Raw genomic sequence first — 15,527 nt, 5'->3', positions numbered from 1 at the left:
GTCTCCACCGGCGGGACGGTCGCCGCGGACGGTGGTGTGCTCCGGCTCGTCGGAACGGGTGCGCCCGCCGGAGTCGTAGCAGCCGCCGCGGGGTCCTGCGCCGGAGACGCCGGGGGCGCCGGGGGCGTTGATGGCGGGGTCTCGGGGTGGGGCGGGACAGGAGCGCGCTGCGCCTCGGTACTCATCCGCCCCCCTGGTCCCGTTCCGTACCGTGCGCGGATCGACGTAACAGGCAGGCCCGTTGGTTGCCGCGTGCCGTCACTCTACGGGGTGCAAAGGCCCCGGCGGGAGCGGGCGGCTTCCCGTCCCGGACGTTCTGCGCAGATCATCCCCCTACCCAGCGGTACGGACGTCTGGCAAGCTGCGGCCATGACTGCCCGTGCCGCTGACCGGACCCGTTACAACCGGGCCACCGCCCATCTGGACGTCCCGATCGCCGTCGTCGATCTCGACGCGTTCGACGCCAATGCCGACGACCTCGTCCGCCGGGCGGCCGGGAAGCCGATCCGGGTGGCGAGCAAGTCGGTGCGCTGCCGGGCCCTGCTGGAACGGGTGCTCGCGCGGCCCGGGTTCGCCGGGATCATGTCGTTCACGCTGGCGGAGTCGCTGTGGCTGGCGCGGGCCGGGTTCGAGGATGTGCTGCTGGCCTATCCGACGGCCGACCGGGCCGCCCTCGCCGAGCTGGCCGCCGATCCGAAGCTGGCCGCCGCGGTGACAGTGATGGTCGACGACCACGCGCAGCTGGAGCTGATCGACGCGGCGCGGGCGGGTGGCGGCGAGGAGATCCGGGTTTGTCTGGAACTGGACACCTCGCTCCGGCTGCTCGGCGGCCGGGTCAGGGTCGGTGCCCTGCGCTCCCCGCTCCGCTCCCCCGCCCAACTGGCGGAGCTGGCACGCTCGGTGGCACGGCGGCCGGGGTTCCGGCTGGTGGGCCTGATGGCGTACGAGGGTCATATCGCCGGGGTCGGGGATTCTGTCCTGGGCAGGCCGCTGCGTTCCCGGGCGGTCCGGCTGATGCAGGCCGCGGGCCGCCGGGAGCTGGCCGTCCGGCGGGCCGAAGTGGTGCGTGCGGTACGGGCGGTGGCGCCGGACCTGGAGTTCGTGAACGGCGGCGGCACGGGCAGTGTGCAGCACACTGCGGCGGAGCGCGCGGTGACCGAGATCGCGGCCGGGTCGGGGCTCTACGTACCGAGGCTGTTCGACAACTACACATCGTTCACGGCCCGTCCGGCGGCGCTGTTCGCCCATCCGGTGGTTCGCCGGCCCGGTGTGGGGGTGGTGACGGTTCTCGGTGGCGGCTATCCGGCGTCCGGTCCGGCGGGCCCGGACCGGCTGCCCGTCCCGTATCTGCCGGAGGGGCTGCGCTACGACCCGCAGGAGGGGCCCGGCGAGGTGCAGACCCCGCTGCTCGGCGCCCCGGCCGACGATCTGCTGATCGGTGACAAGGTGTGGTTCCGGCACGCGAAGGCCGGTGAACTGTGCGAGCGCTTCGACGAGTTGCAGCTGATCGAGGGCGACCGGATCACCGCGACGGTGCCGACGTACCGGGGCGAGGGCCGTACGTTCCTCTGAGCCGGACGGCCCGTGTCAGGGCGCGATCGAGCTGCCCGCGCCGCCACTCGTCGCACTGTCGCCGATCGGCCGGATCGCCTTGGTGATGGTGTCCATGAGCGAGAGCGGCGGCCCGTCGGGGCCCGCGTCGAAGGCGTAGCGCACGATGATCAGCGACTCGCTGCCGGTCGGGGACGGGAAGACGAGCGACTGCACGTAACCGCCGGGCCCCTTGGCCGTGTCGACCCGCCAGCGCACCTGGTAGCCGGCCCGTCCGGCGACGCTCACGGACGCGGAGTCGAGCATCTTGTGGGACATGATGCCGCCGTGGATCCGGTTGCCGACGATGTTCTTCTCGTAGGCGCCGTCGGCGGCGGTGGCGATGTCCTGCTCGGCGAGTTCCTCGGCCGAGGTGATGTCGGTGGCGCTCGCGGTGCGGCTGGTCACGGTGGCGTGGTAGCAGAAGTCGGAGGAGCTGCCGGGGCATGCGTAGGAGTTGACGGTGCGCATGGTGAGCACCGGTTCGACGGTCCGGTCGGGCTTCTCCCAGCCGTCGGGGATCGGCAGGGTGATGCCGTTGAGCTGGTCGACGAGGACCTTCGGGTCGTCCTCGGCCGGTGAGCCGGTGGGCGACGGGGTGTCCGTCACGGTGGTGGTGGGCGTCACGGAGCCGCCCGGTCCGGCCTCGGGCCGCTTGCCGTCGTCGTCCCCGCCGAGCAGGACGGCTCCGGTGACGGCGGCGCCGACGACGATCAGCCCGGCCACGGCGAGCGCGACGATCCGGGCGGTGCCCCGGCCGGCCGGGGCGCCGCCGTTGCCGGGTGCGGTGGCGGCCGGCCCGGGGAGGCGGAAGTCCTGGGGTGCGGCGACGACCGGTTCCGGCGGGCCGAACGCCTGGGGCGCGGCGGCCGGGCGGGTGTGCGCGGTCCACGCCGTGCCGTCCCACCAGCGGTCGGTGCCCGGTGTCGCGGCGTCCGGATACCAGCCGGGTGGTGTCACGTTGCTCATCCCCACACTCTAGGGTTCGGCCACCGGCACCGACCGGCCGATTGTCCGACTGTCCGATTCATCCGCGTGCGGTGACCGGTACGTCCGGGGACGCCCCGCACCGGGCCGGACGGAGGACTTAAGGTGACCTTAAGGTGCGAGGATCAACCATTGACGGCCGGCCGTGGACGGTCGGCCGTCGGCCTGGAAGGGGAACGGGGCGTGGCCGGGGAAAGCGAGTTCATCGACCGCCTGATGCCCGTACTGCGGCCCGTCCGGGCGGGGAACGGCTTCGAGGAGGCGCTGGAGCAGATCCTCCAGGTGATCAGGCTCGGGCTGGTGCCGGGCGGCGGGCGGTTGCCGGCCGAGCGCGATCTCGCCGAGCTGCTGGGGATCAGCCGGGTCACCCTGCGCGAGGTGCTGAAGGTCCTCCAGGACCAGGGCCTGGTGGAGAGCAGGCGCGGCCGGTACGGCGGCACGTTCGTGCTGCGGCGCACCGGCAGCCCCGGCGAGGACGAGCTGCGCCGCAGGATCGCCTCCGTCGACATCGAGGATGTGCTGCGCTTCCGCGAGGTGCTGGAGGCCGGGGCGGCCGAGCTGTGCGCGGCGCGGGGGCTCGACGACGAGGGCGCGGGCCGGCTGCGTACCGCCCTGGCGGCGACTCACGAGGCGCCTCTGACGGACTACCGCAGGCGCGACACCCTGCTCCATCTGACCCTGGCCGAGCTCTCCGGGTCCGCGTCGCTGACCACGCAGTACGCGGCCGTCCGGGCCACCCTCAACGACCTGCTGGACTGCATACCGCTGCTGGTGCGGAACCTTGAGCATTCGCAGCACCAGCACACCAGCCTCGTCGAGGCGGTCCTCGACGGGGACGGGGAGGCCGCGCGCGCGGTCATGCGCGAGCACTGCGCGGGCACGGCCGCGCTGTTGCGCGGGTTCCTGACCTGAGTCCGGCCGCTGCGGTGCGGTGCGGTGGAGGGACGCAAGAGGTCTCGTCCCTGCCCGGGAGGGACGCAAAGGTCTCGTCCGTCACCATTGCCCGCGGCTGTCCCGGCATCGGCCGTGGCAGCCGTCTCAGCGTGCGGCGTTCCCGGGGTGGGCGGTGAAGACGGCCTCGAGGTCGGGGCCGCGCAGATCACATGCATCCGCGCGTTCTTCGCCGCGACCCCGGGCGCCCGCCATCGTATGCGCGGCCGGTCAGCCGTCCCGTGCGGTCAGTGACAGCAGGTCGCGGGCCGGTCCCGTCGGGCGGTGGCCCGCGGGCCAGACCGCGCGCAGCTGGCGTCGCAGGCGTACTTGGGCGACCGGGACCTTGACCAGGCGCCGCGAGGACAGCTCCTCGCCGAGCGCCAGTTCGCTCAGGACGCACGGCCCGGCGCCGCTCTCCGCCGCTCCCTTCACCGCGGTCGTGGAGGAGAGTTCGAGCAGCGGCTGGGCCAGGCCGCCGTGCACGGCGAGGGCCGCGTCCAGGACCTGGCGGGTGCCGGAGCCGTGCTCCCGCAGGATCAGCGGGGTCGCGGCCAGTTCCTGCGGGGTGAGGGGGGTCATCCGGCGGGCCCAGGCGTGGGACGGGGCGACCACGACGACGAGGCGGTCATGGGCGATGACCGTGCCGTCGAGCCCCTCCGGTACAGACAGGCCCTCCACGAACCCGAGGTCGGCCTCGCCGACCAGCAGCCGGCCCGCCACCGCCGCCGAGTTCCCGGCCAGCAGCGAGACCGCTGTGTCCGGCCGTTCGGCGCGCAGCGCTATCAGCCAGCCGGGCAGCAGGTATTCGGCGATGGTCATGGAGGCGGCGACCCGCAGCCTGGAGTCCCGCCGGTCGCGCAGTGCCTGTGCGCCGGCGTCGAAGGCCTCGGCCGCCTCGATGATCCTGCGCGCCCAGTCGGTGACCAGGGCGCCCGCGTCGGTGAGCCGGGAGCCGCGCGGTGACCGGTCCAGCAGGGCCACGCCGAGCTGCCGTTCCATGGAGCGGATCCGGCTGCTGGCGGCGGGCTGGGTGACACCGACGTCGCGGGCGGCGCGCCCCAGGCTGCCGTGCCGGGCGACGGCGAGCAGGAGTTCCAGCGCTCCGAGGTCGGGGATCCGGTGGGAGAGAGGGACATGTGCTTCGCCGGCCATAAAGCCACCTTATGACCTCATAGACGCGGACTCCCTGGCGGGGCCCGGCCCTCGCCGGGAAAATCGTGGCATGGCCATCTTTCCGCAGACGCAGCAGACGCAGCAGTCGAATCAGCCGCGGCAGCCCTCGACCTCGATTCCGGCCGCCGAGCGGCTTCCTGCCCTGCGGTACCTCGGCCCCAACTGGTACGCGGCCGTGATGGGGACCTCGATCGTCGCGAGCGCGGGAGTCGCGCTGCCCGTGCACGTGCCGGGGCTGCGGGCCGCCTGCACGGTGGTGTGGGTGCTGGCGGCGGTCGCGCTCGCCGCGGTGCTCGCGGCCCGGACCGGGCACTGGATCGCCCACCGCGACCAGGCCCGCAGCCATCTGCTCGACCCGGCCGTCGCCCCGTTCTACGGCTGTCTGTCGATGGCCCTGCTGGCGGTCGGCGGTGCGTCGATGGTGGTCGGCCAGGACGTGATCGGGCATCGGGCGGCGCTCGCCCTGGACGTGGTGCTGTACACGGCGGGCACGCTGATCGGGCTGGCCGCCGCGGTCGCCGTCCCGTATCTGATGGTCGTACGCCACCGGATCGAGCCCGGCACCGCGTCGCCGGTGTGGCTGCTGCCGGTGGTGGCGCCGATGGTCTCCGCGGCTCTGGGCCCGCTGCTGGTGCCGGAGCTGCCGGCCGGGCAGTGGCGGGAGGCGATGCTGCTGGCCTGCTACGCGATGTTCGGTCTGAGTCTGCTGGCCACGCTGGTGATGCTGCCGCTGATCTTCGCCCGGCTCGTCCACCAGGGGCCGCTGCCGCTCGCGCTGACTCCCACGCTGTTCCTGGTCCTCGGCCCGCTCGGCCAGTCGACGACCGCGGTCAACCAGCTCGCCGATGTGGCGCAGGGTGCGATCGGGGCGCCGTACGTCTCGGGGCTCAAGGTGTTCGCCGTGCTGTACGGGGTGCCGGTGATGGGGTTCGCGCTGCTGTGGCTGGCCCTGGCCGTCGCGCTGGTGGTGCGGGCCGCGCGCAACGGCATGACCTTCGGCATGACGTGGTGGGGCTTCACCTTCCCCGTCGGTACGTGTGTCACGGGCGCCGCCGGACTGGCCCGGCACACCGGGCTCACCGCGTACACCTGGCTGGCCGTCGCGCTGTACGTCCTGCTGGTGGCGGCCTGGGCGGTGGCCGGGGTGCGGACGCTGCGCGGGCTGTTCAGCGGAGTGCTGCTCGCAGCGCCGCAGGCGCCCGCACCAGTGACGGCCCGTACCACGTGAGGTACCGCCCGTCGACGAGTGCGGCGGGCAGTGCGGGGAAGGCCTCGGGCCCGTCGTCCGGGGTGAAGCGGTACGGCTCGTCGGGCAGGACGACCAGGTCGGCGCCCGCCGCTTCGAGGGCGTCGAGCGGGATACGGGGATAGCGCTCGGCGTGGTCCGCGTAGACGTTCTCGACGCCGAGCCGGGCCAGCAGGTCCCCGGCGAAGGTGTCGCGGCCCAGCACCATCCAGGGCCTGCGCCAGACCGGCACGATCGCGCGGCGCGGCGCACGGGGCGGCGGCAGCGCGGCCCAGGCAGCCTCGGCCTCGTCCAGCCAGCGCGGCCTGGCCAGCCCGCAGGCGGTGACCAGGAGCCCGTCCAGCTCCTCGAAGGCCTGGTCGAGGGTGCGGATCCTTGTGACGAGCACCTCGGTCCCGGCGGCCCGGAGCGCCGCGAGGTCGGGCTCGCGGTTCTCCTCCTAGTTGGCGACGACCAGATCGGGCCGGAGCGCGAGAATGGCCGGAACATCGGGGTTCTTGGTACCGCCGATCCGGGTCGCGGCCAGCCCGGCCGGGTGGGTGCACCAGTCGGTGGCGCCGACCAGCAGGCCGGGCGCGGTGACGGCGACGGCCTCGGTGAGCGAGGGAACCAGGGAGACGACGCGCACGGCGGACCCCTCTCAGCGGCGCGGGTCGTAGGTGGCGTCGATGTGTTCGGCGACCGCGACGACCAGCAGCCGTGTGCCGGACACGGTGGCCCGCCAGCGGTGCCGCACGCCGCCGGACAGGAAGAGGGTGTCGCCCTGCTCCAGCCGGTACGCCTGCCCCTCAGCCTCCACCTCGGCGGCGCCCTGTGCCACGTACATCACCTCGTCGTTGCGGTGCTGGAACTCGCGCCCGAGGTCGAGTTCCCCGGTGAACTCCAGGGCGCTGAGCTGATGGCGGCCCCGCACCACCCGGCGTACGCCGTCGCCCTCGCCGGCCCGCACGACATCGACGGCGCGCGCCGAGTCCGCGGCGGCGCGCAGCCGTGCCGTGGTGGTCTCCAGGGCTTCGGCGACCCGGTCCAGCGACCGGGCGCTGGGCCTGGCCCGCTCGTTCTCGATCTGGCTGAGGAACGGCACGGACAGACCACTGCGGCCGGCGACCGCGGCCAGCGTGAGCCCCAGGGTTCTGCGCCTTCGGCGGACCGCGGCGCCCACGCGCAGTGCTTCCTTCTCGTCCATGTCCGGCTCCCTCCCGACTCGTCATCCTTCCGGCTGCCAGCACATTACGCATTCGGTTGCGCAAGGTCGGCCGGATGACGAACGTCCGAAAACCCCGAAAGGGCGGGCCCGCCGTCGGCGGTGCCCACCCTTTCCGGTGCTTCTGGACCTGCGGGAAGCCCTACTGCGGAGCCATCTTGTCCACGATGCCCGGATTCATCTTCATCCAGGCCTTCACCGCTTCTTCCTCATGGCCCGCACCGCGCTTCTGGATCTGGTTCTCCAGGCCGGCGAGCTGGTCCTCGCTCAGCTTGAAGTCCTTGAACCACTTCGTCAGCTGCGGGTAGGTCTTCGGGAAGTCCTTGGACGCGATGGTGTGCAGCCGGTCACCGTTGCCGAAGGCCTTCTCGGGGTCCGTCAGCTTGGTCATGCCGTACTCGCTGTACGCCCAGTGCGGAGTCCAGAGCAGCACCGCGACGGGCTCCTTCTTGGCGTACGCGCGCTTCAGCTCGGCCAGCATGCCGGGCGTCGAGGAGTCGACGACCTTGTACTCCTTGTCCAGGCCGTACGTCGGCAGCACGTTCTTCTTGAGGTTCTCCATCGTGGCGGTGCCGGGCTCGATGCCGATGATCCGGCCCTTGAACTGCGAGCCCTTGCCCTTCAGGTCGGCGAGGGACTTGACGTCCTTCACGTAGGAGGGGACCGCGACCTCGATGGACGTCGGGCCGTACCAGGAGCCGAGGTCGCTCAGCTGGGAGCCGTACTTCTCCCAGTAGTTCTTCTGGGTGTACGGCAGCCAGCCGTCGAACTGCACGTCGATCTGGCCGCGCGACATCGCGGTGTACATCGGACCGACCTCGAACTGCTTGAGGTTGATCTTGTAGCCGCGCTCCTCCAGGACCGCCTTCCACAGGTACGTGGCGGCGATGTCCTCCTCCCAGGGGAACCAGGCCATCTCGACGGCGCGCTCGCGCTCGTCCTTGCCGTTCGTGCCCTTGGCCTTGGCGGCCCCGGTGACCGGGCCCCACTTGTCGGCGACGCCCGGGTTGGCCTTCAGCCAGGTGCGGACCGCCTCCTGCTCCTTGCCGGAGCCGGACTTCTGGATCTGCGCCTCAAGACTGGTGAGCTGGTCCTCGGTCATCTTGAAGTTCTTGAGCCAGTTGCCGACCTCGGGGTTGTCGGCGGAGAAGCCCTTGCGGGCCAGGGTGTGGATGCCGTCGCCCTTGCCCCAGAGGTTCTTGGGGTCCTTGAGCTTGGTGAGCTCGAACTGGTTGTACGCCCAGTGCGGCGACCAGAGCGGAACGACGATCGGTTCCTTCTTGGCATACGAGCGCTTCAGCTCGGCCAGCATCGAGGGCGTGGAGCCGTCGACGACCTTGTACTCCTTGTCCAGGCCGTAGCCCGGCAGGATCTTGTCCTTGAGCAGGCCCGTCTCACCGGCGCTCGGCTCGATGCCGACGATCCGGCCCTTGAACTGCGAGCCCTTGCCCTTGAGGTCGTCCAGCGACTGGACGTCCTTCATGTACGAGGGAACGGCCAGCTCCAGCGAGGTGGGGCCGTACCAGGAGCCCATGTCCTCAAGGTTGTCCTTGTACTTCTTCCAGTAGCTGGCGTGGGTGACCGGGAGCCAGGAGTCGGTCTCGAAGTCGATCTGGCCGTTGGCCATGCCGGTGTAGAGCGCGCCGGCCTCGTACTGCTTGACGTCGACCTCGAAGCCGCGCCGTTCCAGCATCTCCTTCCAGAGGAAGGTGGAGGCGATGCCCTCGTCCCACGGGATGTAACCCATGCTGATCTTCTTGCCCGCGCCGATGTCCGAACCGTCGGCGGTGTTCTTCTTCCCGTCCGAGCCGGAGGAGCCGAAGATGCCCAGGGCGCCCGCGACGAGCGCGAGGACGACCACACCGGAGACCGCGACCACGGGCTGCGGACGGTGGTTCCAGATCTTCAGGCCGCCGGCCATCGACTGTGCCTTGGCGAGCGCGCGGCGGGCGAGCGGGGAGACCTCGCGGCCGAGGGCGCCGGTCATCCGGTCCAGGTACATCGCCACGATGACGATGGAGATGCCCGCCTCGAAGCCGAGGCCGACGTCCACGTTGCCGATGGCGCGGTAGACGGCGCCACCGAGGCCGCCGCCGCCGACCATGCCGGCGATGACCACCATGGACAGGCCCAGCATGATGACCTGGTTGATGCCCGCCATGATCGTGGGCAGCGCCAGCGGCAGCTGGACCCGGAGCAGGGTGTTGCGCCTGGTGGTGCCGAAGGCCTCGGCCGCCTCGACGAGCTCGCTGTCGACCTGGCGGATGCCCAGTTCGGTCATCCGGACGCCCGGAGGCAGCGAGAAGATGATGGTGGCGATGATGCCGGGCACCACGCCGACGCCGAAGAAGATGACGCCGGGGATCAGATAGACCATGGCGGGCATGGTCTGCATGAAGTCCAGGACCGGCCGGGTCACCGCGCTGACGGTCTTCGAGCGGGACGCCCAAATGCCCAGCGGTACGGCCAGCACCAGCGCGATGATGGTCGCGACGAGCACCAGGGTGAGGGTGTCCATCGCCTCGTCCCACAGCTCGACGGAGTCGATGACGGCGAAGCCCACGAAGGCGAGCACACCGGCGAGCAGACCGCGCAGCCACCAGGCGATGACCGCGACGATGCCCGCGAAGAGCAGCGGGGCGGGGGCGGAGAGAACGGCGGCTATGCCGTCGAACATGTTGCTGACTATGGAGCTGATCGCGTCGAACAGCCAGGCCAGGTGGGTCTGGAGCCAGTCGACGGCGGAGTCGACCCAGTCACCGAGAGGGAGCCTAAACACTGGCCACCTTCTTCGTGACGCTCGTGCCGGTCCGGACGTCCTTCGGGGCCTCGGCGGGGGTCATCGGCTCACCGAGGACGGCGAGCAGCCGGGCGCGCGGGACGACACCGACGAGCTTGCCCCCGGCGTCGGTCACGGCGACCGCGACCCCGCTCTGCGAGCAGGGCGTGAACAGCTCGATGATCGGCGTGGACTCGGTGACGGTGGCCGGGGCGGCCGCGAGCACGTCGGCGGCGGTGCGCAGCTCCTTGCCGTCGTCCGTGCTGGTGCCCATGACGGTGTGCGGCTCGGCCATGATGGCGCCCGCGGTCAGCACCCGGGTCCGGTCGACGTCCTGGGTGAAGGAGGCGACGTAGTCGTTGGCCGGGGTGACGAGGATGTCCTCGGCGGTGCCGAGCTGGACGATCTTCCCGTCGCGCATCACGGCGATGCGGTCGCCGAGGCGCATGGCCTCGTTGAGGTCGTGGGTGATGAAGACGATGGTCTTCTTCAGCCGCTTCTGCAGTTCGAGCAGCTGGTCCTGCATGTCGCGGCGGATCAGCGGGTCGAGCGCGCTGAAGGACTCGTCCATCAGCAGCAGGTCGGCGTCGGTGGCCAGGGCACGGGCCAGGCCGACACGCTGCTGCATGCCGCCGGACAGCTCGTCGGGCCAGGACTTCTCCCAGCCGGCGAGACCGGTCAGCTCCAGCGCCTCGGCGGCGCGCTTCTCGCGCTCGGCACGCGGTACGCCCTGTACTTCCAGGCCGTACGCGGCGTTCTCCAGCACACTGCGGTGGGGGAAGAGCGCGAAGTGCTGGAACACCATGCTGATCTTGGTGGAGCGGACGTGGCGCAGCTCGGCGGGGCTCAGGGCGGTCAGGTCCTGGCCGTCGAAGAGCACGCGTCCGGCGGTGGGCTCCAGAAGTCCGTTGAGCATGCGCAGCAACGTGGACTTGCCGGACCCGGACAGACCCATCACGACGAAGATCTGTCCCGGTTCGACGGTGAACGAGGCGTCGATCACCGCTGCGGTCGTTCCGTCGGCGCGCAGCTCGTCGCGGTCGGCGCCGCCTTCGAGCTTCTGCACGGCTTGATCGGGTCGTCTGCCGAACACTTTGTACAAGCGTTCAGCTTGCAGCCTTGACACATACACCTCGCGGGTTGAACCGAAAAACGGTCTGCCACCCCCTCCGGCAGACCGTGGAGCGGCGCGGATTCTGCCCGCATGGCACGTGCACTGGTTGAAACCGGTACGTGATCCGCTCCGGCAGCGCGCCTGCCCCCACTTACACAACCCAAACACAAGAGTGATCCAGGTCACATCTTCGCGACGGCCGGTGTTGTCCGTCCCTTCACCCCGGGGCCATGTGCGTACGGCGTCCTGGGCGGCCGGTGTCAGTGGGGTGCGGCATCATCGGGGTGTGACGCGACGCCTGATGCTCCTCGACACCGCCTCCCTCTACTACCGCGCCTACTTCGGGGTCCCCGACTCGGTGCGCGCCCCGGACGGGACACCGGTCAACGCCGTGCGCGGGCTGCTCGACTTCATCGGGCGCCTGGTGCAGGACCACCGTCCGGACGACCTGGTCGCCTGCATGGACGCGGACTGGCGGCCGCACTGGCGGGTCGAGCTGATCCCGTCGTACAAGGCGCACCGGGTCGCGGTGGAGACCTCCGAGGGGCTGCCCGACGAGGAGGAGACCCCGGACACCCTGGCCCCGCAGGTGCCGGTCATCGAGGAGGTGCTCGATGCGCTCGGGATCGCCCGGGTCGGCGTCGCCGGCTACGAGGCGGACGATGTGATCGGCACGCTCGCCGGCCTGGCCACCGGCCCCGTCGACATCGTCACCGGCGACCGGGACCTCTACCAGCTGGTCGACGACGCACGCGGGGTGCGGGTGCTCTACCCGCTGAAGGGCGTCGGCTCGCTCCAGCTGACGGACGAGGCGTGGCTGCGGGAGAAGTACGGGGTGGACGGCCCCGGCTACGTCGACCTGGCCCTGCTGCGCGGCGACCCGAGCGACGGGCTGCCGGGCGTCCCCGGCATCGGCGAGAAGACCGCGGCGAAGCTGCTGGACGCCTTCGGCGATCTGGCCGGGATCATGGCCGCCGTCGACGACCCGAAGTCCCGGCTGACGCCGTCGCAGCGCAAGCGGCTCGACGAGGCCCGGGGCTACGTGGCCGTCGCACCGAAGGTGGTCCGGGTCGCCGGTGACGTGCCGCTGCCGGAATTCGACCCCGCGCTGCCCGCCGGGCCGCGTGATCCCGCCGCCCTCGATGCCCTCGCCAAGCGGTGGGGGCTGGGCGGAGCGGTGCAGCGTCTGCTCTCCACTCTGCACGGCTGAGGTGTTAGCTTAGGTAAGCCTAAGCAATCGAAGCAGGGAGAACCTCGTGGCAGAACGACCGGCGCGGCAGGCACCCCAGGCGCAGGGGGCCGAGGTGCTGCGCACCGAGCGGATCACCCCGCACATGGTGCGCGTGGTGCTCGGCGGTGAGGGCCTCGCCGGCTTCGAACTCGCCGGTTTCACCGACCACTACGTCAAGCTCTGTTTCGCCCCCGAGGGCGCCGACTACGCGCACCCCTTCGACATGGCCCGCATCCGCGAGGAGCAGCCGCGCGAGCTGTGGCCCACGACCCGTACGTACACGGTGCGTTCCTGGGATCCGGCCACCCGTGAGCTGGCGATCGACTTCGTGGTCCACGGCGACGAGGGCCTCGCCGGGCCCTGGGCGCTGCGGGCGGCCCCGGGCGACCAGGTGACCTTCCTGGGACCGGGCGGCGGCTACGGCCCGGACGCCTCGGCGGACTGGCACCTTCTGGTCGGCGACGAGAGCGCGCTGCCGGCCGTCGCGGCGGCCCTGGAGCAGATGCCGGCGGGTGCGGTGGTGCACGCGTTCGTCGAGGTGACGGACGCTGCGGAGGAGCAGAAGCTCGTGACGCCGGACGGCGTCGGGGTGACCTGGCTGCACCGCGGGGAGCGTCCGGTCGGCGAGGCGCTGACCGCCGCCGTGAAGGCGCTGGAGTTCCCCGCGGGCGAGGTCCAGGCGTTCGTCCACGGCGAGGCGGGCTTCGTGAAGGAGATCCGCCGCCATCTGCGCCTGGACCGCGGGATACCGCTCCCCCAGCTGTCGATCTCGGGCTACTGGCGGCTCGGCCAGAACGACGACGCCTGGCGCTCGGTCAAGCGCGAGTGGAACGCACAGGTGGAGCGCGAGCAGGAGAACGCCGCGTAACACCGGATGTAACACCGGATCGGACAGGTACGCCCCGGCCCCCGGCCGGGGCGTACCTGTGTCCGGGCCACCTCCTCACCCAGCGACGCCCGGCACCTCCACGGCCTCGCCGCTCGCACCGTCCGCGCCGCCCCTGCCGTCTGCGGCCCTCTTGCGGCTCGCGTCGCTCTTGCGGCCCTCGTCACTCGCGCCGCCCTCGCCGCCCGGACCGATCAACCCGCCCGGACCGCCGTCGTACGCACGCGCGGACGCGTCCGCCTGCGCGAGCCGTCGCAGCGCGCCGAACATCGCCTCCCCCAGCACCGTGCCCACGACCACGCTCTCCACCAGGTCCTCGCGCGCCACCCGCCGCCCCACGTAGTCGAGGTCGACCCGCGCGACCGCCTCGGCGGAGGCCGCGTAGTCGTCGAGCAGTTCGACGAAGCCGCCGTGCCCGGCCCGCCGCAGCGCCACGATCACCTCGGCCAGGGACTCACCGGCCGGCCCGTCCGCCCCGGCCCGCCAGCCCCGCCGCTCCAGCAGCTCCGCCACCTCGTCCCGGGCGTCCTCCAACTCGGGCCCCGATTCGCCCCCTCGCGGTGGGGTGAGGCGTTTCGCCGCGATGCCCAGCACCTTGTGCACCGGCTGCTCCGGGTCCTCGACCGCCCGCAGCACATCGCCGATGGCGGCCAGCGGGAGCCCGCCGACGTCCAGCAGCGCGCGGATCAACCGCAGCCTGCGCTCATGACCGGAGTCGTAACTCGCCTGGTTCGGGCTGGTCAACCGCCCTGCCGGCAGCAGCCCTTCACGTACATAGAACTTGATCGTCGGTACCGGGACCCCGGACCTGCTGCTCAACTCGCCGATGCGCACCGAGTGTTCTTCCTTCCGCGCTTGCCAATCCCCCGACCCATCATAGATAGTTCCACTATCGGATAGCGGAAAGCGCCACTATCCATAATTTCTGAGGGGTCCTCATGTCTTCCTGGCGTTCCTGGCATCGCCCGTTAGTTCTCTTCGCCGGGGCGATGGCCGTGATGACGGTCGTCTCGGCCGGGGGCCTGATATTCGACGACCGGGTCCTCGCGGGCGCGGCGATATGGTTCAAACCGTTCAAGTTCGCGGCCTCGTTCGTCGTGTACGCGCTCGCCCTGGCCTGGATGCTGACGCTGGTCACCCGGGGCCGGCGGCTCGGCTGGTGGGCCGGGACACTGGTCGCGCTGTCCAGCCTCACCGAAATGGCGATCATCACCGGCCAGGTGATCCGCGGGAAGCGGAGCCATTTCAACCACGCCACCCCGTTCGACGAGACGCTGTTCAGCGCGATGGCCGTCACCGTCGTCATCCTGTGGACCAGCACGCTGGTCATCGCGATCCTGCTGATGCGCGCCCGGATCGCCGACCGCGCCTCCGCCTGGGCGATCCGCTCGGGCGTACTGCTCGCCCTGGTGGGCGCCGGATTCGGTTTCCTCATGACCCAGCCCACCCCCGAGCAGCGGGCGGCCGGGAACCTGGACACCGCCGATGTGATCGGCGCGCACTCGGTGGGCGTACCGGACGGCGGCCCGTCGATGCCGCTCACCGGCTGGTCCACCACCGGCGGCGATCTGCGCATACCGCACTTCATCGGGATGCACGCCCTCCAGTTGCTGCCGCTCTTCCTGATCGCACTGGTCTCCCTGGCCCCGCGCTTCCCCTGGCTGCGCGACGCGCGGACCCGGCTGCGGCTGGTGCTGGTGGCCTCGGGGACGTACGCGGCGGTCGTCGCGCTGGTCACCTGGCAGGCGCTGCGCGGCCAGCCGCTGATCCACCCGGACGGTGCGACGCTGGGTGCCGCCGCGCTGATCGTGGTCGCGGGCACCGTCGGCGCGCTGGGGGCACTGAGGCCGGCCCCCGCTGGGCAGCGAACAGGCACAGACCCCGAATCCGCTTCCGCCCAGAAGGAGTTCGTGTCATGACCGGTACGCTCTTCCAGCTCTCGTTCTACCTCGCGGCCCCGTTCTGGCTGCTCATGATCCTGGCGCCCGGCTGGCGCCCCACGGCACGGATCGCCGCCTCGCCGCTCACCGTTCTGCCGGTGCTGGTGGTCTATCTGATGATGGCCGTGCCCGTCTTTCCGGAGCTGTGGGACGCGGTGCGCAGCCCCGACATCGACACCTTCCGCGATCTGATGGCGCTGGCGAACGGGGCCGGGGCGATCTGGGCGCAGGTGATCGCCTGGGATCTGCTGCTGGGCCAGTGGATGTATCTGGAGGGGCGGAGGCTGGGGATCTCTCCGCTGGTGATGGGCCCGCTGCTGGTGCTGACGATCCTGCTGTCGCCGTTCGGGCTGCTGATCTTCCTCGTGCTGCGGGCGGTCCGGAAGCCGAGGACCCGGCCCGGGAGCGCGGTCCCGGACCGGGTCGGCCGTGCGACGCCGTAGC

Annotated in this window: 13 protein-coding genes and 1 pseudogene; 7 read left to right on the top strand and 7 right to left on the bottom strand. The window is 71.4% G+C overall.

The genetic code is table 11. The annotated features are described in order from the left end of the window. The first annotated feature begins 369 nt into the window (after nucleotides 1–369). Complete coding sequence (locus ABZ622_RS11785) at nucleotides 370–1,572, top strand: amino acid deaminase/aldolase (protein WP_360542193.1); 1,203 nt, start codon at nucleotides 370–372, stop codon at nucleotides 1,570–1,572. Between the two features lie 15 nt (nucleotides 1,573–1,587). Here the strand turns inward: ABZ622_RS11785 and ABZ622_RS11780 are convergent, their stop codons facing one another. After that, nucleotides 1,588–2,559, bottom strand: a complete 972-nt coding sequence (locus ABZ622_RS11780; protein ID WP_360542192.1) for a DUF2510 domain-containing protein — start codon at nucleotides 2,557–2,559, stop codon at nucleotides 1,588–1,590. A gap of 234 nt (nucleotides 2,560–2,793) precedes the next feature. Between ABZ622_RS11780 and ABZ622_RS11775 the strand changes: the two genes are divergently transcribed. Beyond that, a complete protein-coding gene (locus tag ABZ622_RS11775) occupies nucleotides 2,794–3,489 on the top strand; it encodes an FCD domain-containing protein (RefSeq protein WP_360542319.1) in 696 nt (231 codons plus the stop codon). Between the two features lie 249 nt (nucleotides 3,490–3,738). Here the strand turns inward: ABZ622_RS11775 and ABZ622_RS11770 are convergent, their stop codons facing one another. Beyond that, a complete protein-coding gene (locus ABZ622_RS11770; protein ID WP_360542191.1) occupies nucleotides 3,739–4,662 on the bottom strand; it encodes a LysR family transcriptional regulator in 924 nt (307 codons plus the stop codon). 70 nt (nucleotides 4,663–4,732) lie between these two features. Between ABZ622_RS11770 and ABZ622_RS11765 the strand changes: the two genes are divergently transcribed. Next, nucleotides 4,733–5,911 (top strand): TDT family transporter, encoded by a 1,179-nt coding sequence (locus ABZ622_RS11765; RefSeq protein WP_360542190.1) that lies wholly within the window; start codon nucleotides 4,733–4,735, stop codon nucleotides 5,909–5,911. Here ABZ622_RS11765 and ABZ622_RS11760 read toward each other — a convergent pair. The 4 genes and pseudogenes from ABZ622_RS11760 to ABZ622_RS11745 all read right to left on the bottom strand — a co-directional run bounded on the left by ABZ622_RS11760 (nucleotide 5,850) and on the right by ABZ622_RS11745 (nucleotide 10,978). Continuing rightward, nucleotides 5,850–6,557, bottom strand: a pseudogene (locus ABZ622_RS11760) (helical backbone metal receptor). The gene ABZ622_RS11765 and the pseudogene ABZ622_RS11760 sit on opposite strands and share 62 nt — an antisense overlap. Nucleotides 6,558–6,569: 12 nt before the next feature. Beyond that, entirely contained in the window at nucleotides 6,570–7,115 is a 546-nt protein-coding gene (locus ABZ622_RS11755) for an XRE family transcriptional regulator (RefSeq protein WP_360542189.1), read from the bottom strand. A 160-nt stretch (nucleotides 7,116–7,275) separates the two neighbouring features. Further along, on the bottom strand, nucleotides 7,276–9,912 hold the full coding sequence (locus ABZ622_RS11750; RefSeq protein ID WP_360542188.1) for an ABC transporter permease/substrate binding protein: 2,637 nt from the start codon (nucleotides 9,910–9,912) through the stop codon (nucleotides 7,276–7,278). Beyond that, complete coding sequence (locus ABZ622_RS11745) at nucleotides 9,905–10,978, bottom strand: betaine/proline/choline family ABC transporter ATP-binding protein (RefSeq protein WP_360542187.1); 1,074 nt, start codon at nucleotides 10,976–10,978, stop codon at nucleotides 9,905–9,907. The genes ABZ622_RS11750 and ABZ622_RS11745 overlap by 8 nt, the downstream gene beginning before the upstream one ends. Before the next feature lie 349 nt (nucleotides 10,979–11,327). Between ABZ622_RS11745 and ABZ622_RS11740 the strand changes: the two genes are divergently transcribed. Beyond that, entirely contained in the window at nucleotides 11,328–12,236 is a 909-nt protein-coding gene (locus ABZ622_RS11740) for a 5'-3' exonuclease (RefSeq protein ID WP_360542318.1), read from the top strand. A 46-nt stretch (nucleotides 12,237–12,282) separates the two neighbouring features. Next, nucleotides 12,283–13,125, top strand: coding sequence for a siderophore-interacting protein (locus ABZ622_RS11735; protein ID WP_360542186.1), 843 nt, complete (start codon nucleotides 12,283–12,285; stop codon nucleotides 13,123–13,125). Between the two features lie 75 nt (nucleotides 13,126–13,200). On the opposite strand, the gene ABZ622_RS11730 is transcribed toward ABZ622_RS11735, so the two are convergent. Further along, nucleotides 13,201–13,977 carry a MerR family transcriptional regulator gene (locus ABZ622_RS11730; RefSeq protein ID WP_360542185.1) on the bottom strand — a complete coding sequence of 259 codons (777 nt, stop codon included), beginning with the start codon at nucleotides 13,975–13,977 and terminating at the stop codon, nucleotides 13,201–13,203. Nucleotides 13,978–14,132: 155 nt separating this feature from the next. Here ABZ622_RS11730 and ABZ622_RS11725 point away from each other — a divergent pair, with 155 nt between their 5' ends. Both ABZ622_RS11725 and ABZ622_RS11720 read left to right on the top strand, forming a co-directional pair. Beyond that, nucleotides 14,133–15,062 carry a hypothetical protein gene (locus ABZ622_RS11725; RefSeq protein ID WP_360542184.1) on the top strand — a complete coding sequence of 310 codons (930 nt, stop codon included), beginning with the start codon at nucleotides 14,133–14,135 and terminating at the stop codon, nucleotides 15,060–15,062. After that, complete coding sequence (locus tag ABZ622_RS11720; RefSeq protein WP_360542183.1) at nucleotides 15,059–15,526, top strand: ABA4-like family protein; 468 nt, start codon at nucleotides 15,059–15,061, stop codon at nucleotides 15,524–15,526. The genes ABZ622_RS11725 and ABZ622_RS11720 overlap by 4 nt, the downstream gene beginning before the upstream one ends. Nucleotide 15,527 lies beyond the last annotated feature (1 nt).

It is taken from the genome of Streptomyces sp. NPDC007164 (assembly GCF_040634135.1).
Classification (GTDB): domain Bacteria; phylum Actinomycetota; class Actinomycetes; order Streptomycetales; family Streptomycetaceae; genus Streptomyces; species Streptomyces sanglieri.
Note: the sequence above shows the minus strand (reverse complement) of the source record. Positions and strands in the feature narration are given on the sequence as shown.